The sequence below is a fragment of the Corynebacterium sp. HMSC08F01 genome, assembly GCF_001807545.1.
Lineage (GTDB): Bacteria > Actinomycetota > Actinomycetes > Mycobacteriales > Mycobacteriaceae > Corynebacterium > Corynebacterium coyleae.
The window spans coordinates 40,364-63,653 of the sequence record NZ_KV789310.1; the positions used below are offsets into that span (position 1 = coordinate 40,364).

The 23,290-nt window shown below is 60.6% G+C and carries 21 protein-coding genes; 20 read left to right on the forward strand and 1 reads right to left on the reverse strand.

Translation table 11 applies throughout. From position 1 onward, the window contains the following. Positions 1-31 precede the first annotated feature (31 nt). Positions 32-634 (reverse strand): MBL fold metallo-hydrolase, encoded by a 603-nt coding sequence (locus HMPREF3171_RS05910; protein ID WP_070483619.1) that lies wholly within the window; start codon positions 632-634, stop codon positions 32-34. Positions 635-717: 83 nt separating this feature from the next. On the opposite strand from HMPREF3171_RS05910, the gene uvrA reads away from it, so the two are divergent. The 20 genes from uvrA to tyrS all read left to right on the forward strand — a co-directional run bounded on the left by uvrA (position 718) and on the right by tyrS (position 23,207). Next, the gene (gene uvrA, locus HMPREF3171_RS05915) at positions 718-3,576 is read left to right on the forward strand and encodes an excinuclease ABC subunit UvrA (protein ID WP_070483646.1); all 2,859 of its coding nucleotides are present in this window, start codon (positions 718-720) and stop codon (positions 3,574-3,576) included. Positions 3,577-3,857: 281 nt separating this feature from the next. After that, positions 3,858-4,379, forward strand: a complete 522-nt coding sequence (gene infC / locus HMPREF3171_RS05920; RefSeq protein ID WP_083279489.1) for a translation initiation factor IF-3 — start codon at positions 3,858-3,860, stop codon at positions 4,377-4,379. 36 nt (positions 4,380-4,415) lie between these two features. Beyond that, positions 4,416-4,610, forward strand: a complete 195-nt coding sequence (rpmI, locus tag HMPREF3171_RS05925) for a 50S ribosomal protein L35 (RefSeq protein ID WP_070422917.1) — start codon at positions 4,416-4,418, stop codon at positions 4,608-4,610. A gap of 52 nt (positions 4,611-4,662) precedes the next feature. Then, entirely contained in the window at positions 4,663-5,049 is a 387-nt protein-coding gene (gene rplT / locus HMPREF3171_RS05930; protein WP_070422916.1) for a 50S ribosomal protein L20, read from the forward strand. A gap of 86 nt (positions 5,050-5,135) precedes the next feature. After that, a complete protein-coding gene (locus HMPREF3171_RS05935; protein ID WP_070483621.1) occupies positions 5,136-5,954 on the forward strand; it encodes a TrmH family RNA methyltransferase in 819 nt (272 codons plus the stop codon). Between the two features lie 133 nt (positions 5,955-6,087). Continuing rightward, positions 6,088-7,158: a phenylalanine--tRNA ligase subunit alpha gene (gene pheS, locus HMPREF3171_RS05940; RefSeq protein WP_246815335.1), complete on the forward strand. Its 1,071-nt coding sequence runs from the start codon at positions 6,088-6,090 to the stop codon at positions 7,156-7,158. Positions 7,159-7,173: 15 nt separating this feature from the next. Further along, positions 7,174-9,696 carry a phenylalanine--tRNA ligase subunit beta gene (gene pheT / locus HMPREF3171_RS05945; RefSeq protein ID WP_070483625.1) on the forward strand — a complete coding sequence of 841 codons (2,523 nt, stop codon included), beginning with the start codon at positions 7,174-7,176 and terminating at the stop codon, positions 9,694-9,696. 54 nt (positions 9,697-9,750) lie between these two features. Beyond that, positions 9,751-10,803 (forward strand): N-acetyl-gamma-glutamyl-phosphate reductase, encoded by a 1,053-nt coding sequence (gene argC / locus HMPREF3171_RS05950; RefSeq protein ID WP_070483626.1) that lies wholly within the window; start codon positions 9,751-9,753, stop codon positions 10,801-10,803. Positions 10,804-10,856: 53 nt separating this feature from the next. Continuing rightward, a complete protein-coding gene (gene argJ / locus HMPREF3171_RS05955) occupies positions 10,857-12,017 on the forward strand; it encodes a bifunctional glutamate N-acetyltransferase/amino-acid acetyltransferase ArgJ (protein WP_070483628.1) in 1,161 nt (386 codons plus the stop codon). A gap of 15 nt (positions 12,018-12,032) precedes the next feature. Continuing rightward, positions 12,033-12,965, forward strand: a complete 933-nt coding sequence (gene argB, locus HMPREF3171_RS05960) for an acetylglutamate kinase (RefSeq protein WP_371327140.1) — start codon at positions 12,033-12,035, stop codon at positions 12,963-12,965. Next, positions 12,962-14,140 (forward strand): acetylornithine transaminase, encoded by a 1,179-nt coding sequence (locus HMPREF3171_RS05965; protein ID WP_070483632.1) that lies wholly within the window; start codon positions 12,962-12,964, stop codon positions 14,138-14,140. The genes argB and HMPREF3171_RS05965 overlap by 4 nt, the downstream gene beginning before the upstream one ends. Positions 14,141-14,144: 4 nt before the next feature. Continuing rightward, the gene (gene argF, locus HMPREF3171_RS05970) at positions 14,145-15,083 is read left to right on the forward strand and encodes an ornithine carbamoyltransferase (protein ID WP_070422908.1); all 939 of its coding nucleotides are present in this window, start codon (positions 14,145-14,147) and stop codon (positions 15,081-15,083) included. Beyond that, positions 15,083-15,580 carry an arginine repressor gene (locus HMPREF3171_RS05975; protein ID WP_070449951.1) on the forward strand — a complete coding sequence of 166 codons (498 nt, stop codon included), beginning with the start codon at positions 15,083-15,085 and terminating at the stop codon, positions 15,578-15,580. Before argF ends, HMPREF3171_RS05975 begins: the two co-directional genes overlap by 1 nt. Before the next feature lie 65 nt (positions 15,581-15,645). Continuing rightward, entirely contained in the window at positions 15,646-16,848 is a 1,203-nt protein-coding gene (locus HMPREF3171_RS05980; protein WP_070422906.1) for an argininosuccinate synthase, read from the forward strand. After that, on the forward strand, positions 16,849-18,285 hold the full coding sequence (gene argH / locus HMPREF3171_RS05985; RefSeq protein WP_070483634.1) for an argininosuccinate lyase: 1,437 nt from the start codon (positions 16,849-16,851) through the stop codon (positions 18,283-18,285). Positions 18,286-18,333: 48 nt separating this feature from the next. Then, entirely contained in the window at positions 18,334-19,521 is a 1,188-nt protein-coding gene (locus HMPREF3171_RS05990; RefSeq protein ID WP_070422904.1) for a hypothetical protein, read from the forward strand. Further along, positions 19,521-21,110, forward strand: a complete 1,590-nt coding sequence (locus tag HMPREF3171_RS05995) for a VWA domain-containing protein (protein ID WP_070483636.1) — start codon at positions 19,521-19,523, stop codon at positions 21,108-21,110. The genes HMPREF3171_RS05990 and HMPREF3171_RS05995 overlap by 1 nt, the downstream gene beginning before the upstream one ends. Then, positions 21,097-21,747 (forward strand): hypothetical protein, encoded by a 651-nt coding sequence (locus HMPREF3171_RS06000; RefSeq protein WP_070483638.1) that lies wholly within the window; start codon positions 21,097-21,099, stop codon positions 21,745-21,747. The genes HMPREF3171_RS05995 and HMPREF3171_RS06000 overlap by 14 nt, the downstream gene beginning before the upstream one ends. Further along, positions 21,744-21,923, forward strand: a complete 180-nt coding sequence (locus HMPREF3171_RS06005) for a Trm112 family protein (RefSeq protein WP_070422901.1) — start codon at positions 21,744-21,746, stop codon at positions 21,921-21,923. The genes HMPREF3171_RS06000 and HMPREF3171_RS06005 overlap by 4 nt, the downstream gene beginning before the upstream one ends. A gap of 18 nt (positions 21,924-21,941) precedes the next feature. Further along, on the forward strand, positions 21,942-23,207 hold the full coding sequence (tyrS, locus tag HMPREF3171_RS06010) for a tyrosine--tRNA ligase (RefSeq protein ID WP_070422900.1): 1,266 nt from the start codon (positions 21,942-21,944) through the stop codon (positions 23,205-23,207). Positions 23,208-23,290: the final 83 nt, after the last annotated feature.

Sequence of the window (23,290 nt, forward strand, 5' to 3'; positions counted from 1 at the left end):
AGGCCAGCTGTGTCCTATTGCACAACGCCACTTACCAGCGACGCTCCCACCACTCGTCAAGGTGCGGCCGTTCTGCGCCCAGCGTGGTGGGTTTTCCGTGGCCAGGGCGAACGATTGCGTCGTCGGGGAAGGCGTCGAAAAGCTTCTGTTTCACATCGTTGAAGAGTCGCACGAAATCACCCTCGGACTGGGTTTTGCCCAAGCCCCCCGGGAATAGGGAGTCGCCCACGAAAAGGTTCGGGGTGCCGTCGATGTCTACCGCGATAAACGCGCCGCCGGGAGTGTGCCCGCGCAAGATACCCACAGGAATGCGATGGCCGGCGAACTCGATGGTGTCACCGTCGCGCAGTTCCACATCGGGGGCGACGGGAAGTGCAGGGGCATCCAAAAACGGTGCGTAGTGTGTGGCGCCGGTTGCCTCCAGCACTGCTTCCAGAGCGCGGGTGTGGTCGTGGTGGCGGTGTGTTGTGAGAACCGCGGTAATTTCCACGCCGGCGTCGCGGGCCATGGCGAAGAGGGTTTCGGGCTCATCGGCGGCGTCGATAAGCAAACCTTGCTCCCCGGAAGAGAGAAGGTAGCAGTTGTTGTCCATGGCGGATACGGAAACCTGGTGCAGCTTCAGCGAAGTACTCATGCCCGCCACAGTAGTAAGGAATGTTTGTATAGCGCGCGACGTTGGTAGTTTCTTGGGAGTACGAATCGACGAAAGGCGAAGACGTGGCCGACAAACTTATTGTGCGTGGTGCTCGGGAACACAACCTCAAGGGCGTAGATGTCGAGTTGCCCCGCGACAAAATGGCGGTGTTCACCGGACTGTCGGGCTCGGGCAAGTCCTCGCTGGCCTTCGATACCATCTTCGCCGAAGGCCAGCGCCGCTACGTTGAGTCGCTGTCGTCCTATGCCCGCATGTTCCTGGGGCAGATGGACAAGCCCGACGTCGACTACATCGATGGGTTAAGCCCAGCGGTGTCCATTGACCAGAAGTCAACCAACCGCAACCCGCGCTCGACGGTAGGCACGATTACTGAGATCTACGACTACCTGCGTTTGCTGTACTCGCGTGCGGGTACCGCCCACTGTCCGGAATGTGACGCTGTGATTGAGCGACAGACCCCACAGCAGATCGTTGACCGGATCCTGGAGTACGAAGAGCGCACGAAATTCCAGGTGCTTGCGCCGATCGTGCGCAAGCGTAAGGGTGAGTTCCAGGACCTGTTTGCAGACCTCGCCGCCCAGGGTTATGCGCGTGTGAACGTGGACGGGGAGACCTACCAACTCACCGACCCGCCGAAGTTGGAAAAGCAGATCAAGCACAACATCGACGTTGTGGTGGACCGCTTGATGGTCAAGGCGAGCCAAAAGCAGCGTCTCACTGACTCCGTGGAGACAGCGCTGAAGCTGGCGGACGGCCTCGTGGGCTTCGACTTTGTGGATCTCGACGCTGACGACCCGGAGCGCGTACAGATCTTCTCCGAGAAGATGGCCTGCCCGAACGGGCACAAGCTCAACGTGGAGGAGTACGAGCCACGTGCCTTCTCGTTCAACTCGCCATTCGGCGCTTGCCCGGCCTGCGACGGCCTTGGCGTGCGCAAAGAGATTGATGTTGACCTGATCATTCCCGATCCGGATGCGCCTGCGGTTGATGCGTTCCAGCCGTGGAACTCGAGCCCGAACAAGAAATACTTCACCAAACTCATCGAGGCACTGGCGAAGGAAGAGGGTTTCGACGCAAGCGCTCCGCTGAGTTCGCTGACGAAAACGCAGCAGAAACACCTGATTCACGGCTCGTCGACCAAGATCAACGTCCGGTACAAGAACCGCTTCGGCCGTCAACGTTCCTACACCGCCGCCTACGAGGGCATTGTGGGCTACATCGAGCGCAAGCTTGAACAGGCCGAATCGGATACGCAGAAGGAACGGCTTCTCGCATTCACCCGCGAGGTGCCGTGCCCGACCTGTAAGGGTGCCCGCCTGAAGCCTGAGATCCTCGCAGTGCGTCTCGCATCAACGACGCACGGCGAGAAGTCCATCGCGGGCCTGACGGAGCTTTCCATCGAGGACGCCTCCGAGTACCTGGACAACCTCGTGCTGGGCTACCGCGAGGAGATGATTGCTGGTGCAGTGTTGCGAGAGATCCAGGCGCGCTTGCACTTCCTGCTCGACGTCGGCCTGAACTATCTGACGCTCGCGCGCTCTGCCGGCACGCTGTCCGGTGGTGAAGCACAGCGCATTCGCTTGGCGACGCAAATCGGTTCCGGTTTGGCCGGCGTCCTGTACGTGCTTGACGAGCCGTCCATTGGACTGCACCAGCGAGACAACCAGCGCCTGATCGCAACGCTGAAGAAGCTGCGCGACCTCGGCAACACGCTCGTTGTTGTCGAGCACGACGAGGACACGATCCGTGAGGCCGACTGGCTCGTCGATATCGGACCCAAGGCTGGCGAGTATGGCGGTGAGGTGGTCTACCAGGGAGATCCGGCGGGCATCCTGAAGGCGAAGGACTCGCTCACTGGTGATTACCTGGCGGGACGTAAGAAGATTGAGGTTCCGGAGCAGCGACGTGTCGTCGATAAGCAGCGCATGCTCAAGGTTGTTGGTGCCCGCGAGAACAACCTAGACAACGTCGATGTGAGTATCCCGCTGGGCGTACTTGTGGCTGTCACGGGTGTATCGGGCTCGGGCAAGTCGACGCTGGTGAACCAGATTCTGGCGAAAACCCTGCAAAACCAACTGAACGGTGCGCGCCAAGTGCCCGGGCGTGTGAAGAAGGTCGAAGGCCTGGAGCACCTGGACAAACTCGTGCAGGTGGACCAGAGCCCGATTGGGCGCACGCCGCGGTCGAACCCCGCGACATACACGGGCGTGTTTGACAAAATTCGTAACCTGTTCGCCGAGACTCAGGAGGCGAAGGTTCGCGGCTACAAGGCCGGGCGATTCTCCTTCAACGTCAAGGGCGGCCGCTGTGAGGCGTGTCGTGGCGACGGCACGATCAAGATCGAGATGAACTTCCTGCCGGACGTGTACGTCCCGTGCGAAGTGTGCCAGGGTGCACGTTACAACCGCGAGACGCTCGAAGTGCGCTACAAGGGCAAGAACATCGCCGAGGTGCTCGACATGCCGATCTCCGAGGCAACCGAGTTCTTCGAGCCGATCACCTCGATCCACCGCTACCTGCAAACGCTGGTAGATGTCGGTCTCGGCTACGTCCGACTCGGGCAGAGCGCAACCACGCTGTCCGGCGGTGAGGCACAGCGCGTGAAGCTCGCCGCGGAGCTGCAGAAGCGTTCTAACGGTCGCACGATCTACATTCTCGACGAGCCGACCACCGGCCTGCACTTCGAAGACATCCGCAAACTCATGCTGGTGCTCAACGGGCTGGTGGAGAAGGGCAATACCGTGCTGGTCATTGAGCACAACCTGGATGTGATCAAGTCCGCTGACTGGATCATTGACATGGGTCCGGAAGGTGGCTCAGGCGGCGGCACCGTGGTTGCGCAGGGCACCCCGGAGGACGTGGCCAAGGTCGAAGGGTCCTTCACCGGCGAGTTCCTCCAGGATGTGTTGATAAAAGGGTAGGAGAGCTCGATTTGGTGCACGCGTGTAATGCGTGTACTATTCACTTCGCACCGCCCAGCGTGTCCATTTCACGGATGCGCGGGCCACAAGAGGAGTGAATCCCACCCCAAGCCGCTGGCGTTGAGCCGAGTTGGATACGGGTCAAACGGTGTGCCACATGTTGGCATGCCTGGACGATCTCCCGCCACCGTTTTTCGGTGAGCGGGTTTTTCGCGTGAGATCACCCCGAATGTGACCCAGAGCGGCAACGACATTGTTTCTCGAAGTCTCTAGGAGTTCTCATCAGCGCTGAAGCTCGGATTAACGATCGAATCCGCGTCCCCGAAGTTCGCCTTGTCGGCCCGTCCGGCGAGCAGGTCGGCATTGTCCGTACGGATGATGCCCGCAAGCTGGCGTACGAAGCGGATCTCGACTTGGTTGAGGTGGCGCCGAACGCTAAGCCGCCTGTGGCCAAGATCATGGACTACGGCAAGTTCAAGTACGAGCAGGATCAGAAGGCCCGCGAGGCCCGTAAGAACCAGCAGCAGACCGTGGTCAAGGAACAGAAGTTCCGTCCCAAGATCGATGAGCACGACTACCAGACCAAGAAGGGCAATGTTGAGCGCTTCCTGGAGAAGGGCAACAAGGTCAAGGTCACCATCATGTTCCGCGGCCGCGAGCAGTCCCGCCCTGAGCTGGGCTACCGCCTGCTGGAGCGTCTCGCTGAGGATATCGGCGAGTTGGGTGTGGTCGAGTCCCGCCCGAAGCAGGACGGCCGCAACATGACGATGGTCTTCGGACCGGCTCGCAAGGGCAAAAAGTAAGTTTTGAAATAACCGACACTCTGAAGGGCTTTCACCATGAAGCAGAAGACCCACAAGGGCACCGCAAAGCGCATCAAGGTCAACGGCAAGGGCAAGCTGCGCCGCGAGCAGGCTGGTAAGCGCCACCTGAACGAGAAGCTCTCCTCGAAGCGTCGCCGCAAGCTCTCCGGCACCACCGACGTCGCTAAGGCTGACGTCAAGCGCGCAAAGCGCCTCCTCGGCATGTCCTAAGCACTGCCCGATCAATCAACCGATTACGAGATAAGAAAAGGAAGTTTGACTCATGGCACGTGTGAAGCGTTCAGTCAATGCTAAGAAGAAGCGCCGCGCAATCCTCAAGTCCGCGAAGGGCTACCGTGGCCAGCGTTCCCGCCTCTACCGCAAGGCTAAGGAACAGTGGCTGCACTCCCAGACCTACGCTTACCGCGACCGTCGTAAGCGCAAGGGTGAGTTCCGCAAGCTGTGGATCCAGCGCATCAATGCTGGTGCACGCATGAACGGCATCACCTACAACCGCCTCATCCACGGCCTGAAGCTGGCTGAGGTTGAGGTCGACCGCAAGATCCTCGCCGAGCTCGCTGTCAGCGACTTCGCTGCATTCTCCGCCCTGTGCGAGGTTGCAAAGAACGCTCTGCCGGAGGACGTCAACGCTCCGAAGAACGCTGCGTAAGCGCTTTCGCTTTTCGACGACACACCGCCCCGTCCCACCACACCAGGTGGGACGGGGCGGTTTTTGTTCGCGGTAAGGTATCGGCCATGGCATTGGATTTTGAGCAGCCGTTTACTGAGCGCACCCCGCGTGTGGTCAACGCTGCGAAGCTGAAACGCGCGGCGGGTCGTCGCAAAGCAAAAGCTTTTCTCGCGGAAGGGGAGAACGCCGTGGAAGCGGCGGTGGCTACGGGTGCAGCAACAGACTTGTTTGTCACCGAAGCAGCGGCTGAGCGTTTCGAGGAAGTTGTGCGCGCCGCTGGCTACATGGATGTCTATACGCATGCCATCAACGACAAAGCTGCTCAGCACCTCGCCGACGCGGTGACCAACACGGGTATTTTCGCGGTGTGTAGGCCGGTGCTGTGGACGGTGCCGTCGATCCTCAAGGGCCGGCCCCGTCTAGTCGCAGTGTGTGTGGAGACCAACGACCCGGGCAACGCAGGCACGATCATCCGCCTAGTAGATGCGCTGGGTGCGGATGCAGTCATCTTCGCTGGGGACACCGTCGATCCAGAGTCGCCGAAAGTGGTGCGTTCCACCGCAGGATCGTTGTTCCACGTACCAGTGGCACGTGACCGTGATGTCCACCGGGTAATTGGGCAGCTGCATTCTGCAGGATTAGCTACGGTGGCAACCTCGGCGTCGGGGGAGACATCCCTCGCGCAAGCGGACGAGGTGCTTGCACGCCCAACAGCGTGGCTGTTTGGCAACGAGGCCCACGGGCTTAGCGATGAGCTTCTCACCAATGCTGATCACCGGATCTCCATCCCGATTAAGGGCAGCGCGGAATCGCTGAATCTCGCTACCGCTGCATCCATGTGCCTCTGGGAATCCTCCAAGGCGCTCGACGCAGACGAAAGGTAATCGCGATACCGACACCTATCGCATGTCCCCCTCGCGCATTCATGTGTCGGCTCCACGGGTAAAGTGGTGGACGCTTTTGAACCGACATCGCTGCAGACGCCCTGAGCTGCAGAGCACTTGTGGAAAGGCGCGGGTGAGCGTAAGCGTGGCCGACAACGCAACACAACTTCCGGATATTGAACTGACCGAGGAAGCCCTGAACAAGGCAGCAGACGACGCGGTTGCTGCTTTCGAAGCAGCTGCGGATCTCGCAGCACTTGAAGATGCACATCGCGCGCACCTGGGGGAGAAGGCCCCAATCATGCAGGCGCGCAAGTCGCTGGGCTCTATCCCAAAGGATCAGCGTAAGGACGCTGGTCGCTTTGTGAACATGGCGCGTGGCCGCGCCGAAAAGGTCTATGCCCAGCTGCGCCAGGTCCGCGAAGCTGAGCACCGTGAGAAGCAGCTGCGTGAGGAAAAGGTTGACGTCACGTTGCCTACCGCACGTGCTTACGCCGGCGCGATGCACCCGATCACCACACTGTCGGAGCACATCGCCGACATCTTCATCGGCATGGGTTGGGAAGTGGCCGAAGGCCCCGAGGTTGAAGCCGAGTACTTCAACTTCGACGCGCTGAACTTCATTCCGGACCATCCGGCCCGCACACTGCAGGACACCTTCTACATTGGCGAAGAAGGCTCCAAGCAGGTGATGCGTACACACACCTCGCCGGTGCAGGTGCGAACGATGCTTGAGCGCGATGTGCCGATCTACATTGCGTGCCCGGGCCGCGTGTTCCGTACGGACGAACTCGATGCCACCCACACCCCTGTGTTCCACCAGGTGGAGGGTCTCGCTGTGGACAAGGGACTGACGATGGCGCACCTGCGCGGCACGCTCGACCACCTGGCTAAGGTGCTGTTCGGCCCGGAAACCAAGACCCGTATGCGTACGAACTACTTCCCGTTTACCGAACCGTCTGCCGAGGTGGACGTTTGGTTCCCGAATAAGAAGGGCGGCGCTGGCTGGATTGAGTGGGGCGGCTGCGGCATGGTCAACCCGAACGTGCTGCGTGCTGTTGGCATCGACCCGGAGGAGTACACCGGTTTTGCGTTCGGCATGGGCCTTGAGCGCACGCTGCAGTTCCGCAATGGCCTGTCGGATATGCGCGACATGGTCGAAGGCGATGTCCGTTTCACTATTCCGTTCGGCGTGCAGGCGTAAAAGGAGAACCAAAGAATGCTTATTTCCAAGAATTGGATCACCCGCCTGCTTAATCAGGCAGGCAACCAGGGCTTCAATCCCTCCGACGAGGAATTGGACGCCGGTTTTGTCCGCGTCGGTTTTGAGACCGAGGGCTACGAGCCGCTGCCTGAGGTGACCGGCCCGCTCGTCATTGGCCGAGTAGCCGAGATCGAGGAACTGACCGGGTTTAAGAAGCCCATCCGCTACTGCCAGGTTGATGTCGGACAGGCCAACGGCACAGGTGAACTGCAGGGCATCATCTGTGGCGCGCGAAACTTCAAGGAAGGCGACCTAGTCATCGTGTCGCTTCCGGGTGCGGTATTGCCAGGTGGCTTTGCTATCTCCGCGCGCAAAACCTACGACCACATTTCGAACGGCATGATGGCGTCCGCAGCAGAACTTGGCCTGGCTACAAAGAGCGAAGGCATCATCACACTGGAGGAGGGGGCAGCGACCCCGGGCGATGACGCTCGCGAGATCCTCGGCTCCGGCGACACCGTGTTCGAGGTCAACGTCACCCCGGACCGTGGCTACGCACTGTCTGCGCGCGGCCTGACCCGTGAGATCGCATCCGCCTTCGACCTGGCGTTTAAGGATGTCGCGCAGGATTCGTCGATCGCAGGCGTTAATATGTCTGTTGTTCCGGAGCCGGCAGGCGAGAGCATCCCCGTCGAGGTTGAGGCCTCGACGAAGGCGCAGCGTTTCGGTCTGCGCACCGTGAAGGGCATCGACCCGAAGGCGCAGGCACCGTTCTGGATGCAGCGTGAACTCATGCTCAGCGGTGTTCGCTCTGTAAACGCGGCGACTGACGTGACTAACTACGTCATGCTGTTGCTTGGTCAGCCGATGCACGCATTCGACGCCGACAAGATCTCCGGCGGCTTACGGGTGCACACTGCTGAGGTCGGTCAGAAGTTTGAAACGCTCGACCACGTTGAGCGGACGCTGACCGCAGACGATGTGGTGATCAGCGACGACAACGGCATCCAGTCCCTCGCCGGCGTTATGGGTGGCACGACGTCGGAGATTTCCGACGACACCGTGAACGTCCACTTCGAGGCTGCAACCTGGGATCCGCTGACTGTTGCTCGTACTGCACGTCGCCTGAAGCTGAGCTCGGAGGCCTCTCGTCGATTTGAGCGCGGCGTTGACCCCGCCATCGTCGAGGTCGCTCTGGATGCCGCTTGTGCGCTCCTCGTCGAGATCGCTGGCGGCTCGATCGAGGCTGGCCGTACGCTTGTCGGTGACGTTAAACCGCGTGAGCCGATTGCCATGCGTGCCTCGCGCCCGTCGGAGCTCATCGGTGTGGACTACTCCCGCGATACGGTTGTGCGCCGTCTTGAGGAGGTCGGCTGCACTATCGCAGGCGAGGGTGAGAACCTTCAGGTCACGCCGCCGACATGGCGTACCGATATCACCGTTCCGGTGGAACTTGTCGAAGAGGTCGTGCGCCTTGAGGGACTCGACGATATCCCGTCGATCCTGCCAACACCGCGTGGTGGTCGCGGCTTGAGCCCGCTGCAGCGTCGCCGTCGCGCGGTCACGCACGCGCTGGCGTACTCCGGCTACGCGGAGATCATCCCGACGCCGTTTATTGCCAACGACACGTTCGACGTGTGGGGGCTCGACGCAGACGATCCGCGCCGCAACACGGTGAAGGTGCAGAACCCGTTGGATGCTGACTACGGCATCTTGGGCACGACGCTTCTGCCGTCGATGCTCGAGGCAGCAGGCCGCAATGTTGCCCGCGGCCGTGGCGATATTGCGCTCTACGCGGTTGCACAGACCTCTGAGAAGCGCGCGGATGTTTCGCCGTTGCCGGCCGTTACCCAGCGTCCAGCAGACGACGTTGTCGCAGAACTTATTCAGTCGCTGCCAAAGCAGAATCTGCATGCCGCAACGGTGGCGCTCGGCAACGTCGAGCTCGAGGGGCCGTGGGGCAATGGGCGCGCCTATGAGTGGTCGGACGCGATCCAGTCTGCGCAGATCGTCGCCCGCGCATGCGGTGTTGAACTCGACATCGTCGCTGCCGAGGTTCTGCCGTGGCACCCGGGGCGCTGTGCGGAACTCTCTGTCCGCGATGCTGCTGGCGAGCGTATCGTCGTTGGCCATGCTGGCGAGCTGCACCCGCAGATTCTGGAGAAGCTAAACCTGCCAGCGCGCACGTGCGCGATGGAGCTCGACCTGACTGCGATCCCGCTGGAGGAGCGTCTTCCGGCGCCGCGCCTGTCGTCGTTCCCGCTGTTGCACCAGGACATCGCGCTCGTCGTCGATGAGGAAGTTCCGGCTGAAGACGTCCGTCGCACTCTCGTTGAGGGCGCAGGTGAGCTTGTCGAGGACGTAACGCTTTTCGACGTCTACCGTTCGGAATCCCTCGGCGAGGGCAAGAAGTCTCTCGCATTCGGCCTGGCCTTCCGTGCGCCCGATCGCACGCTGAAGGAAGAGGAAGGCTCGGAGGCACGCCTCAAGGCAGCCGAGTTGGCTAAGGAGCGCTTCGGCGCAGAAATGCGCGGGTAAATATTAATCCGTGAATAACTTACGGCGCACTGCATAACTGATACACTGTCCGCTATGTCAGAAAGTGTGATCAAGGTTGCGGTCGCCGGAGCCACCGGGTACGCAGGGGGTGAGATTCTCCGTCTGCTGCTCGGGCACCCCGCCTACCTGGCGGGAACGTTAGAGATTGGTGCGCTAACCGGAGCATCAAACGCTGGCCAGCAGGTCGGCGATCTTATGCAGCATCTGCCGGAACTTGCAGATCGGGTCATTGAGCCGACAACAATCGATGTGCTCGCTGGCCACGATGTTGTGTTCCTCGGCTTGCCGCACGGCCACTCCGCCGAGATCGGACAGGCGCTCGGCGAGGACGTCGTCGTGATTGACTGCGCTGCAGATTTTCGGTTGCGCGATGCCGAGCAATGGACGCGTTTCTACGGCTCTGAGCATGCAGGATCTTGGCCTTACGGGCTTCCCGAACTGCCGGGTCAGCGGGCCGCCCTACAGGGGGTAAACCGTGTCGCTGTCCCGGGGTGTTTTCCCACTGGGGCAACGCTTGCGGCCTGGCCAGCACTCCAGGCTGGGCTCGTGGAGCCTGACCTGACCATTGTCGCCGTTTCCGGTGTCTCAGGTGCTGGCAAGAAGGCGAATGTGGATCTCCTCGGCGCGGAAACGATGGGCTCCTTGAAAGCCTATGGCGTCGGCGGGACGCACCGGCACACACCAGAAATCCAACAGAATCTCGAGAGTGTTGCTGGCGCCAGGGTTTCCGTGAGCTTTACCCCGGTACTGGCACCGCTGCCGCGTGGGATTCTCACCACAGTGACCGCACCATTGGTGCAGGGCGTTACAGCAGAGGCGGTAAATAGCGCGTACGAACAGGCGTACCAGGGAGAACAGTTTGTCAGGCTGCTTCCGGCAGGCTCGCAGCCGCAGACCCAGCATGTCGTGGGCACGAACATGTGTGCCGTGCAGGTTGCAGTGGACGAGCACGCCGGCAAGTTGGTGGCGACGAGTGCCATCGACAACCTGACCAAGGGCACTGGTGGTGCCGCTGTGCAATGCATGAACCTTGCACTCGGGTGGGACGAAGGGGCAGGACTATCGCGAGCTGCGGTGGCTCCGTAACCGCCACTTCACAACGACTCTCCACCCCTGTTGAAAGGAAAAACGAACAATTCATGACCACCACCGGAGTAACCGCCCCGAAGGGCTTTAGCGCTGCAGGTATCAGCGCCGGGATCAAGGCGTCTGGCAACCGTGATCTCGCATTGGTTGTCAACGAAGGCCCGGAGTTCGCTGGTGCAGCCGTATTTACTCGGAACAAAGTGTTTGCAGCGCCAGTGAAAGTGAGCCGTGAGACTGCAGCTGGCGGCACCATTAAGGCTCTGATTGTGAACTCGGGAAACGCGAACGCGTGTACCGGCGCACAAGGATACGAAGACGCAAAAGCCATGCAGCGCCTGACCGCAGAAGGCATCGGGGTCGACCCAGCCCACGTTGCGGTCTGCTCGACGGGGCTGATCGGCGACACACTTCCGATGGACAAGGTGGAAGCCGGTATCGGTGTCGCAGTCAAGCAACTCGGCGATGATGGAGCGGGTGCTGCAGATGCGATTCGGACGACAGATACGGTGGCGAAAGAAGTCGTCGTCAAGGGCGACGGCTGGACTGTGGGAGCGATGGGAAAGGGTGCCGGCATGATGGCGCCGTCGCTGGCGACGATGCTTGTCTGCATCACCACCGACGCAAAGGCTGACAGCGCCACGTTGCAGGCTGCGCTCGAGCAAGCCTGTGCCACGACGTTCAACACGTTGGATATTGATGGCTCGACTTCTACCAACGACACGGTCGTCGCAATGGCAAGCGGTGCCAGTGGCGTGGCCCCAACGCAAGCAGAACTCAACGCCGTAGTGCACGAAGCGTGCGCGAAGCTAGCGGCGATGATGCAGTCGGATGCGGAAGGCGTGACCAAGCGTGTCGCGATCACCGTCCAAGGAGCACGCGACGACGCACAAGCGCTCAACGCAGCGCGCGCGATCGGCCGCGACAGCCTGGTCAAGACTGCGATGTTCGGCTCCGATCCGAACTGGGGCCGCGTGCTGGCAGCCGTAGGCATGGCCGATGCCGAGATGGATGCGGAGAACATCTCCGTGACCTTCAACGGTCAGACCGTATGCGAACAGTCGACCGGCGCACCGGGCGCCCGCGACGTTGACTTGAGCGGAGCCGACATCGACGTTGTTGTGGACCTGGGCACCGGGGGAGCGGGCAGCGCAACCGTGCGCACAACCGACCTCTCGCACGCCTACGTCGAGATCAATTCCGCGTACTCGAGCTAGGAGGTGGGTGAGTTGATGCCTAATCTAACGAGTGAACAGCGCGCCACCGTCCTCGCTGAAGCCCTGCCGTGGCTGCAGCACTACCGCGACAAGATTGTGGTGGTGAAGTACGGCGGTAACGCCATGATTGATGAAGACCTCAAGGCGGCGTTCGCCGCAGACATGGTGTTTCTGCGCACTGTGGGCGCGAAGCCCGTGATCGTACATGGCGGCGGGCCGCAGATCAGCGCGATGCTCAAGCGTTTGGGCCTCGACGGCGGCGAGTTCGTCGGCGGGTTCCGTGTCACCACGCCGGAAATCCTGGATGTCGTGCGCATGGTGCTGTTCGGGCAGGTGGGCCGAGATCTTCTGGGCAAGATCAATTCCCACGGCCCGTACGCGGTAGGCACCTCAGGAGAGGATGCCGGCTTGTTCACGGCCAAGCGCCGCCAGGTCGAAGTGGAAGGTGAGCTCGTCGATATCGGGCTGGTCGGCACCATCACCGACGTGAATCCGGCAGCGGTGATGGACATCATCGACGCCGGCCGTATCCCGGTCGTCTCTGGCATCGCTCCGGGCGAAAACGGCGAGGTCTACAACATCAACGCTGACGAAGCCGCAGGCGCGCTGGCAGCTGCGATCGGCGCGGAACGCCTCGTAGTTCTCACCAACGTGGAGGGCCTTTACACCGATTGGCCCAACCGCGATTCGCTTTTGTCCAAGATCGAGGCGGCCGAGCTTGAGAAGATGCTGCCGGGCCTAGACACCGGGATGATCCCGAAGATGGAAGCTTGCCTGACTGCGGTCCAGGGCGGGGTGAAAGCGGCACACGTTATTGATGGTCGTGTGGCCCACTCAGTGCTTCTCGAACTACTGACCATGGGTGGTGTGGGCACGATGGTGCTTCCAGACGATTACGACCGCACCCACTACCCAGACGGCACAATCTTTAGGAAGGATGAGGCATGAGCAACTTCGCTACACGCTGGTCGGAGTCACTGCTAGACACGTACCCAGCCCCGCCGGTTGAACTCGTCGCTGGCGATGGCGCTACCGTCACCGATGCCGACGGGAAAACGTACATCGACATGCTCGCAGGCATCGCCGTGAACGCGTTGGGACATGCCAACCCAGCCATCGTGCAGGCGGTGTCGCAGCAGGTGGCCACTCTCGGTCACGTATCTAACCTGTTTGGTTCCCATCCGGTGGTTGAAGTAGCGGAGAAGCTGCGCGCACGCGTCGGCGACGAGACCGCCCGTGTGTTTTTCAGTAACTCCGGCGCAGAGGCCAATGAGGCCGCGTTTAAGCTTGCCCGTCTCACTGGTCGGGGGCGCATCCTCGCAGCCGAGCATGGTTTCCACGGCCGCACCATGGGCTCGCTCGCGCTGACCGGACAGCCAGAGAAGCAGGCCCCGTTCGCGCCATTGCCCGCCGGCGTGGAGTTCTACCCGTATGGCGACATTGATGCGCTGACGGCTCTGGTTGAGCAGAACCCTACCGATACTGCCGCCATCATCTTGGAGCCGATTCAGGGCGAAACCGGCGTCATCCCGGCGCCCGAAGGCTTCTTGCAGGCGGTGCGCTCGCTTTGCGACGAGCACGGCATTCTCTTCATCACCGACGAGGTCCAAACCGGAGTCGGCCGCACCGGCACCTTCTTCGCCTTCGAAGACGCAGAGGTCGTGCCGGATGTCATCACCATGGCCAAAGGTCTCGGCGGGGGACTGCCCATCGGCGCGACGATAGCCCGCGGTAAAGCCGCGACACTGTTCACTCCGGGCAGCCACGGCACAACCTTCGGTGGCAACCCCGTCGCATGTGCTGCGGCCAACGCGGTGCTGGACACGATTGACGATGGGTTCCTGGCCAATGTTCGTCGCAAAGCAGCAGTGCTTATCGACGAAACCAGAAACGTTCCCGGCGTCGCGGAAGTGCGCGGCCGGGGCCTGATGCTCGGCGTTGTGCTGGAGCAACCGGTTGCGAAGCTCGTCGTCAAGCATGGGCTCGAACACGGCGTCATTCTGAACGCGCCGTCCGACACCGTCATCCGACTCACCCCACCCCTGGTAATTAGCGACAACGAGATCCAGCAGGCGGTTGAGCGTCTCGCAGCCGCAATCGCACAAGCCGCAGAAAGGAACTAGACCAATGGCTCGTCATTTTCTCGCAGACGACGATCTCACCCCAGCAGAACAGGCTGAAGTCCTTGCACTCGCAGCGGAGCTGAAAAAGGCTCCGCTGTCGCACCGGCCGTTGGAAGGGCCGCTTTCAGTGGCAGTCCTGTTTGACAAGACCTCGACGCGTACGCGGTTCTCATTCGACGCCGGTATTGCGCAACTTGGCGGCCAGGCGATCGTGACTGAGACTGGGCACGCACAGATGGGCAAGGGCGAATCCTTCCAGGACACCGGTGCCGTACTGTCCCGCTACGTACAGGCAATTGTGTGGCGCACCTACGATCACCAGAACCTCGTGGACATGGCTGAGGCAGCCACCGTTCCTGTGGTCAATGCACTTACCGATGACCTGCACCCATGCCAGATCCTGGCGGACCTGCAAACCATCATCGAGGAGTTCTGCCCCGAGGAAGGCGCCGCTGGCCTGAAGGGGCTGAAAGCGGTGTACCTCGGCGACGGTGACAACAACATGGCTAACTCGTACCTGATCGGTTTCGCTACAGCGGGGATGGACATCACTGTTATCGCGCCCAAGGAATTCCAGCCGCGTGCCGAGTTTGTCGAGCGCGCCGAGAAGCGCGCCGCAGAAACCGGCGCCCGAGTCACCGTGACTGATGATGTTGCAGCTGCTGAAGACGCGAACGTCGTGATCACCGACACCTGGATCTCGATGGGCATGGAAGAAGATGGCAAGGATCGTCGCACACCGTTCTTGCCCTACCAGGTTGATGCGGACCTGATGGCGCGCGCGGCAAACGATGCAATATTCTTGCATTGCCTTCCCGCGTACCGCGGGAACGAGGTCGCCGCGGAGGTCATTGATGGCCCGCAGTCGCGCGTCTTCGACGAGGCTGAAAACCGTTTACATGCGCAGAAAGCGTTGCTGACCTGGCTTCTGGAGCACCAATAATGTCCCAACCTGTATCCCGTACCGCACGCCAAGCACGAATCCTCGAGTTGCTTGAGCAGACTCGTGTTTCCTCGCAGATTCAGCTGTCAGAGCTGCTGCTCGCAGAAGGCATCGACATTACGCAGGCGACCCTGTCGAGGGACTTGGATGAACTTGGTGCGAAGAAGATCCGCCCATCTGGCGGCGGCCGTGCCTACTACACGATCAACGGCGATGCCGATGGATTTGAAAACGCGCAGACTGGCCCCCGTGAAAAGCTCCGCCGCATGATCGACGAGTTGGTCGTATCCGCGGATGGCTCGGGTCAACTTGCACTGCTGCGCACGCCCCCAGGTGCGGCGCAGTACCTGGCCAGCTACATTGACCGCGTAGGCCTCGACCAGGTTGTCGGCTGCATTGCTGGCGACGACACAATTTTTGTTCTTGCACGCGAACCGCTCACCGGCGTAGAACTTGCCGTGGAACTCTTCGGCGGACACGCCCGGGGCAGCGACTAAAAAGTTTTACCCTGCAGGTAACCTCATACTATTCATGAAATCTTTTGAAGGAGAATCGTTCTACCATGACTAATCGCGTTGTTCTTGCATATTCAGGCGGTTTGGACACGTCCGTTGCTATCCCGTACCTGGCTGAAATGACCGGCGGTGAAGTGATCGCGGTCTCCCTCGACCTTGGACAGGGCGGCGAGGACATGGAATCAGTGCGCCAGCGCGCATTGGACTGCGGTGCAGTGGAGTCCATTGTTGTGGACGCCAAGGATGAGTTCGCCGAGGAGTATTGCCTGCCCACCATCAAGGCAAACGGTATGTACCAGGGCGAGTACCCGCTGGTTTCCGCGATTTCGCGCCCGCTGATTGTCAAGCATCTCGTTGAGGCTGGTCACAAGTACGGCGGCACCCACGTCGCCCACGGCTGCACCGGCAAGGGCAACGACCAGGTTCGTTTCGAGGTCGGATTCCTGAACCAGGATCCGGACCTGGAGATCATCGCTCCGGCTCGTGACTATGCCTGGACCCGCGATAAGGCCATCGAGTACGCAGAGGGCAAGAACTTGCCGATTGAGCAGTCTGCCGCGTCGCCGTTCTCCATCGACCAGAACGTGTGGGGCCGCGCAGTTGAGACCGGCTTCCTTGAGGATCTGTGGAACCCGCCGACAAAGGACCTCTACGCCTACACCGAGGACCCGGCGCTCGGCAACGCTCCGGACGAGGTCATCATCTCCTTCGAGTCCGGCAAGCCGGTGGCCATCGACGGCCGTAAGGTCACGGTCCTCGAAGCAATCGAAGAGATGAACCGTCGCGCAGGTGCCCAGGGTGTTGGCCGTCTCGACATGGTTGAGGACCGTCTGGTTGGCATCAAGTCCCGCGAGGTCTACGAAGCGCCGGGCGCCGTCGCGCTGATCACCGCTCACAAGGCTCTTGAGGACGTCACCGTTGAGCGCGAGTTGGCTCGCTACAAGCGTCTTATCGATGCACGCTGGTCCGAGGAGGTGTACGACGGCCTCTGGTTCGGCCCGCTGAAGCGCTCCCTGGATGCGTTCATCGAGTCCACCCAGGAGCACGTCACCGGCGATATCCGCATGGTCCTGCACGCTGGCCAGATCACGGTCAACGGCCGTCGTTCCAACCACTCGCTGTACGACTTCAACCTGGCTACCTACGACACCGGCGATACCTTCGACCAGACCCTGGCCAAGGGCTTCGTGCGTTTGCACGGTCTGTCCTCCCAGATCGCGAACAAGCGCGACCGCGAGGCCGGCAAGTAAATGGAGCAGCACAAGACAAACGAAGGTGCGCTCTGGGGCGGTCGTTTTTCCGGCGGCCCGTCGGAAGCCATGTTCGCCCTGTCCGTGTCTACCCATTTTGACTGGGTGCTTGCGCCATACGATGTGCTCGCATCCAAGGCACACGCGAAGGTGCTGAACAAGGCAGGTTTGCTTAGCGACGACGACCTCGCCGTCATGCTCGACGGCCTAGACCAACTTGGCCGCGACGTAGCCGACGGCTCGTTCGGTCCGCTGCCGACCGATGAGGATGTCCATGGTGCGATGGAGCGTGGACTCATCGACCGTGTCGGGCCCGAGATCGGTGGTCGCCTGCGTGCTGGACGTTCCCGCAACGACCAGGTTGCGGCCATGTTCCGGATGTGGCTGCGCGATGCCCTGCGGGGTGTCGCACTCGATGTCAGCGATCTGATCGACGCGATCGTCGCACAGGCGGAAGCCCACCCAGACGCGATCATGCCTGGCAAGACCCACTTCCAGGCAGCACAGCCGATCCTGCTTGCGCACTCGCTGTTGGCGCACGCCCAGCCGCTGCTGCGAGACCTGGACCGGATCAAGGATGCCGACAAGCGACTGGCAGTCTCGCCGTACGGTTCTGGAGCGCTGGCTGGTTCGTCGCTGCACCTCGACCCAGAGGCGATCGCAGAGGAGCTTGGTTTCGATTCTGCAACCGACAACTCGCTCGACGGCACCTCATCGCGCGACTTTGCTGCAGAATCCGCGTACGTCCTGGCACAGATTGCGATTGATATCTCTCGTTTCGCCGAAGAGATCATCGCGTGGTCCACGCCAGAGTTCGGTTACGTCACGCTGCATGACGCGTGGTCGACTGGCTCGTCGATCATGCCGCAGAAGAAGAACCCGGACGTTCCGGAACTTGCCCGCGGCAAGGCTGGTCGCTTGATCGGTAACCTTTCCGGTTTGCTCGCCACGCTGAAGGCTATGCCGCTGGCGTACAACCGTGACCTTCAGGAAGACAAGGAGCCGTTGGTCGACTCGGTCACGCAGCTCTCCATCCTCCTGCCGGCGTTCACTGGACTGGTTTCCACGTTGACGTTCCACGAAGACCGCATGCGCGAACTGGCTCCAGCAGGGTTCACATTGGCCACCGACCTTGCCGAATGGATGGTGCGCCAGGGCGTTCCATTCCGCGAAGCACACGAGGCTTCGGGAGCCTGCGTTCGCATCGCAGAATCCCGTGGTGTCGATCTCGTGGATCTGACGGATGAGGAGCTAGCGGGCGTCGATAAGCGTCTGCTCCCCGAAGTGCGCGAGGTACTTACTGTCGATGGGGCGGTCGCATCCCGCGATACCCGCGGCGGTACTGCGAAACCGTGTGTGGTGGAGCAGCGGGAGCGTGTGCGCGAAGCGAACAAGGCTGCGCGCCAGTGGGCAGAGCAGCCAGTACGGAAGAAGTAAATACACGTTCGCAGAGCGCAGTTCAGAGTTTCCCTTTAGCATTGGGATATGGATGCGCCAAATACCTATGAAGCCAAGCCCCGGGGACGGTCAGTCTCCGTGGTGCTTGGCCTCATTTTTATTGCAGTGGTCATCGCCGCAGTCGCTTTAGGCCGGGGGCTTCTTCCCTTTGGCAGTGATGGCGACGAAAAAGACAGTGGCGCTGAATCAAATCGCCAGTCTCAGGGCAACGTGCAGCAACTCCACGGAGTAATCGGCTCTGAAAAGCGGGCTTTCTTTGAAGACCCCAAGGTCAAGGACAGACTTGCAGCGTTGGGCTACAGCGTCAGCGTGACAACAGCGGGGTCCCGCCAGATAGCTACCACCACGGATATTGCCGCACAAGATTTCGTTTTCCCGTCTTCCGGGCCTGCCACGCAAAAGGTGCGCGAACAGGGCAGTGGCTACTCGGTGGATTTCCCGTTCTTCTCCCCGATGGCGGTAGCGAGCTGGAAGCCGATTGCGGATCTACTGGTAGCTGAGGGAGTCGTGGCTGAGCAGAACGGCGCTTACACACTGGACGTGAACAAGTACATGGACTTGGCCCGCTCCGGAAAACGATGGCGCGACCTCGGGGACGCGTTTCCGTCGCCACGCAATGTACAGATCCGCTCGACAGATATCCGCACCTCAAACTCCGCCGCGATGTATCTGTCGCTGTTGGCGTGGGAGGTAGCACAGCGAGAACCCGATCGCGCCAATGACGTTGGTTTTCTTGTCGACGAGATTGCGCCCTTCTTCACCGCTCAGGGATACAGCGAAGCCTCATCCTCTGGCCCTTTTGCGGACTACCTCAGCCAAGGCATGGGAGCGGTACCGATGGTGATGGTGTACGAAGCACAGTTCATTGGTGAGCAGATGCGAGATAATTCCCGAATCCGCGACGATATGGTGCTGCTGCAACTCAGTCCGACAGTGCTGGCTAACCACGGCATCGTCGGGGTGAGCGAGGGCGGTAGAGAACTCGGTCGTCTGCTCACCAACGACCCCGAGCTACAAAGGCTGGCCGCGTACCACGGATTCCGGCCCGCGACCTCAGGCAACCTGGCCCAAGAGATGGAGGATCGAGGGCTCGATGCGCCTGCGGATTACGTCAATTCCATCGACCCACCCTCCTACGACAGGCTTGAACAACTCATCGACGGTGTCGGTCAACGCTATGGCGGAGCACCCGCACCGGTGAAGGAGGAGGAATAATGAATCGCCTCGTCGCGGCGCTTGCTGCGTTCATGTCTCTGGTGCTCGTCGCGTGTAGCACTTTCGAAGAAGGCACTTCCAATACTCCTGATACATCCGGCGCAGGGCCCAGCGGTAATGCCGATCTGACCATTGTCGCTGCAACCGAGCTCAAAGACCTCGAAGAATTGGTTGATCGTGCAGCAGAGGAGCTCGGCTTCACTATCGACATGCAGTTCCCCGGCGGAACTTTAGAAAACTCCCAAACGCTCAAACAGGGAGGTTTCGATGGGGAAGTGGATGCCACATGGTTTGCTACGAACCGCTACGTCAACCTGATCGGCGCCTCCGACAAGTTGGACGGTGAGACAAAGATTGCCACAAGCCCCGTCGCGTTCGGTGTATGGGAGGACAGCGCAAAGCGTCTCGGCTGGGACACCAAGCAGCCCACCTGGGCCGAGTTTGCCGACGCTGCCGCAAGCGGCAAGTTCACGTTCGGGATGACCAACCCGCAAGCCTCGAACTCGGGATTCTCCGCCCTCGTTTCGGTAGCGACTGCGCTCGCGGACACGGGCGATGCGATTTCCCCTACTGACTTGGAACGCGTTGGTCCACAGCTCAAGGAGTTGTTCGAGGCGCAATCTATGGTTTCCGGTTCTTCCGGGTGGCTGGCTGAGACGTTTGTCAATGATTCGTCCCGAGGCGATGGCATCATCAACTACGAAGCAACACTTCACCAGCTAAAGGCCCAAGGTGTGCCTATTGAGGTTGTTGTCCCCGCCGATGGCGTGATTTCCGCAGATTACCCGTTATCGGCACTGGCTAACCCTGCGCATGCAGACGCGCGGGGTCGGGTAGAAGAGCTGTCGCGCTGGCTCCTGGAACACCAAGAGGACATCGCTCAGACCTATCGCAGGCCTGTGACCGGCGTGGATAACGTGCCGGTGGAGATAGCCAACCAACACGTCATCGAGCTGCCGTTCCCAGCCAACGAGGGAGTCGTCGATGAGCTGCTTTATGCGTACGACAACTCCTACCGCAAACCAGGCCGAACAACGTTTGTGCTAGATACTTCCGGGTCGATGGAAGGGCAGCGGTTGGCGTCGCTGAAAAGCATCATGCACTCGCTTATCGACGGCTCCGCTTCAACACTCACCGGTGACGTCTCCCTACGCGACCGGGAAACCGTCACGTTGCAAGCCTTTGATTTCGCACCACACGAACCGTTGACAGTTCGCTTCTCCCGGGAAGATCCGAAGTCTGCTGAAAAACTATCTGACTTCGTCGATGGTCTCCAGGCTGAGGGCGGAACCGCGGTGTATCAGACCCTGCTGAAAGCATTAAAGAATACGGACCCGAACGGAGGTATTCCGTCGATAGTTTTGCTGAGTGATGGTGAAAGCACCGTTGCCCCAGACTATGTCGAATTCAAGAGGCAGTATGAAGCATTGCCAGAACAGCTGCGTAACGTGCCTGTGTTCGTTATCTTGTACGGCGATGCTAATGCGATAGAGATGCAAGCACTTGCAGATCTCACCGGTGGTGAGGTGTTTGACGCGCTTGGTGGCGACCTGGCTGCTGCCTTTAAGGAGATTCGTGGATTCCAATAATTCGTCTGCGGGAAAAGCAGCCCGGTATTTCGCCTCACCCAAGAACCAGCTTGGGTTGGTGCTGGCTACCCTCGTGGTTGTGGTTCATATTGCGGTAGGTATCGGACTGTTCTGGCCGGTCGCCGCGGCGGCCGCGTATGGCGCCGGCGCGGCTCTTGCGCCGTCCCGGAAAACCAAGGAACTTCCAGCAGCACCAACCCTGCCCACGTCGCAAGTTCTCGAGAATGCGCTGCGGCAAACGACTGATCGGTTGGAATCGGCGAAGCCACCACGTCAGGTGATGATGCAGGCGCGAGCGTTTGAAAAAGCCTCCAAGTTCGTATTGTCCGAGTGGGAACGCCTCGAGCCGACGCCTAAGCACCGGCAGACGATGTGGAATGTAGTCAATGTGTACTACCCGGAGGTCGTCGATACGTACCTTGATGCCCCTCAGTACCGAGACAAGTCTGCGGTGAGCGTGGTTGTGGACTCTTTAACCACGCTCACTCGCGCTGCTGAGCGGGTGCAGCAGGGGATTTTGGACGACAATCTGCGCGCCATGGATTCACAAGCGCAGTTCCTGCGTCAAGAGCTCGGTGAGTTGCCCGGACTCGACGACAGCTACCACGGAGGCAGCGGGTACGATCCGAAAGCATGAGTCTGGATCCGAAGCTTCTTAACGTCCTCGCGTGTCCCAAAGACAAGGGAACGCTGGAGTATGACCAAGAGCGGGAGCTGCTGGTCAACGAACGCCTCGGCATTGCCTATCGCATTGACGACGGCATCCCAGTTCTGCTCATCGACGAAGCAGAGCCATACATCTCGGCAAAGTAGAAGACGGAGAAAAACCCAATGAGCAAAAACATCATTGATGAGCTTGAGTGGCGCGGGCTGATCAACCAGTCCACGGACCTCGACGCACTGCGGAAGGAAACCGAGCAGCCGATCGTGCTGTACTGCGGCTTCGACCCGACTGGTCCCTCGCTGCACGCCGGCCACCTCGTTCCGCTGCTCATGCTGCGCCGCTTCCAAGAAGCAGGCCACACACCGATCGTGCTTGCTGGTGGCGCTACCGGCATGATCGGTGACCCCCGCGATGTGGGGGAGCGTTCTATGAACTCCGCGGACACCGTCCGTGATTGGGCGGACCGGATCAGCGGCCAGCTCAAGCGCTTCGTGCACTTTGATGGCGACAATGCAGCACGCCTGGTCAACAACAACGACTGGATTAAAGACCTTGGCGTTATCGAGTTCCTGCGTGATGTGGGCAAGCACTTCTCGCTGTCCACGATGCTCGGCCGCGACACGGTGAAGCGTCGTCTGGAGAACGACGGCATTTCTTACACCGAGTTTTCCTACATGCTGCTGCAGGCGAATGACTACGTGCAGCTGCGCCGCAACCACAATTGCGTGCTGCAGGTTGGCGGCGGCGATCAGTGGGGCAACCTCGTTGCGGGCGTTGACCTGAATCGTCGTATGGACGGCGAGCAGGTTCACGCGTTGACTGTTCCGCTGGTGACGGATTCCGAAGGTAAGAAGTTCGGCAAGTCCACTGGTGGCGGCTCGCTGTGGCTGGATCCCGAGATGACCAGTCCGTACACCTGGTACCAGTACTTCGTAAACACTGCGGACGCCGATGTCATCCGTTACCTGCGTTGGTTCACCTTCCTTGACCAGGAAGAGCTCAACCGCCTGGAGACCGAAGTGGCGGAGCGCCCATTCAAGCGTGAAGCCCAGCGTCGCTTGGCGCAGGAGATGACCGATCTGGTCCACGGCAAGGAAGCCCGTGAGGCTGTCGAACTCGCATCGCAAGCTCTGTTCGGTCGCGCAGAACTTACTGACCTCGACGAGAAGACCCTCGCATCGGCAGTCTCTGAAACCTCTGTCTTTGAGATCCCAGCCGGCGAAACCACGGATATCGTGGAGCTTCTCGTCGGTGCTGGTCTTGCAGAGTCGAAGGGTGCAGCGCGCCGCTCCATCAAGGAAGGTGGCGTGTACGTGAACAACGAGCGCGTCGAAGACGAGGCGTGGGCGCCGTCTGACCAGGATTTCCTCCACGGCACATGGCTGGTCCTGCGCCGAGGCAAGAAGAACTTCGCAGGCGCTAAGCGCGCATAAGCAACTGCTTATCGACGACACCACCCAGGCAGAAACCACCATCTGCCTGGGTGTTTGTGTTGTTTGTGAGTTCGTGGTTATAT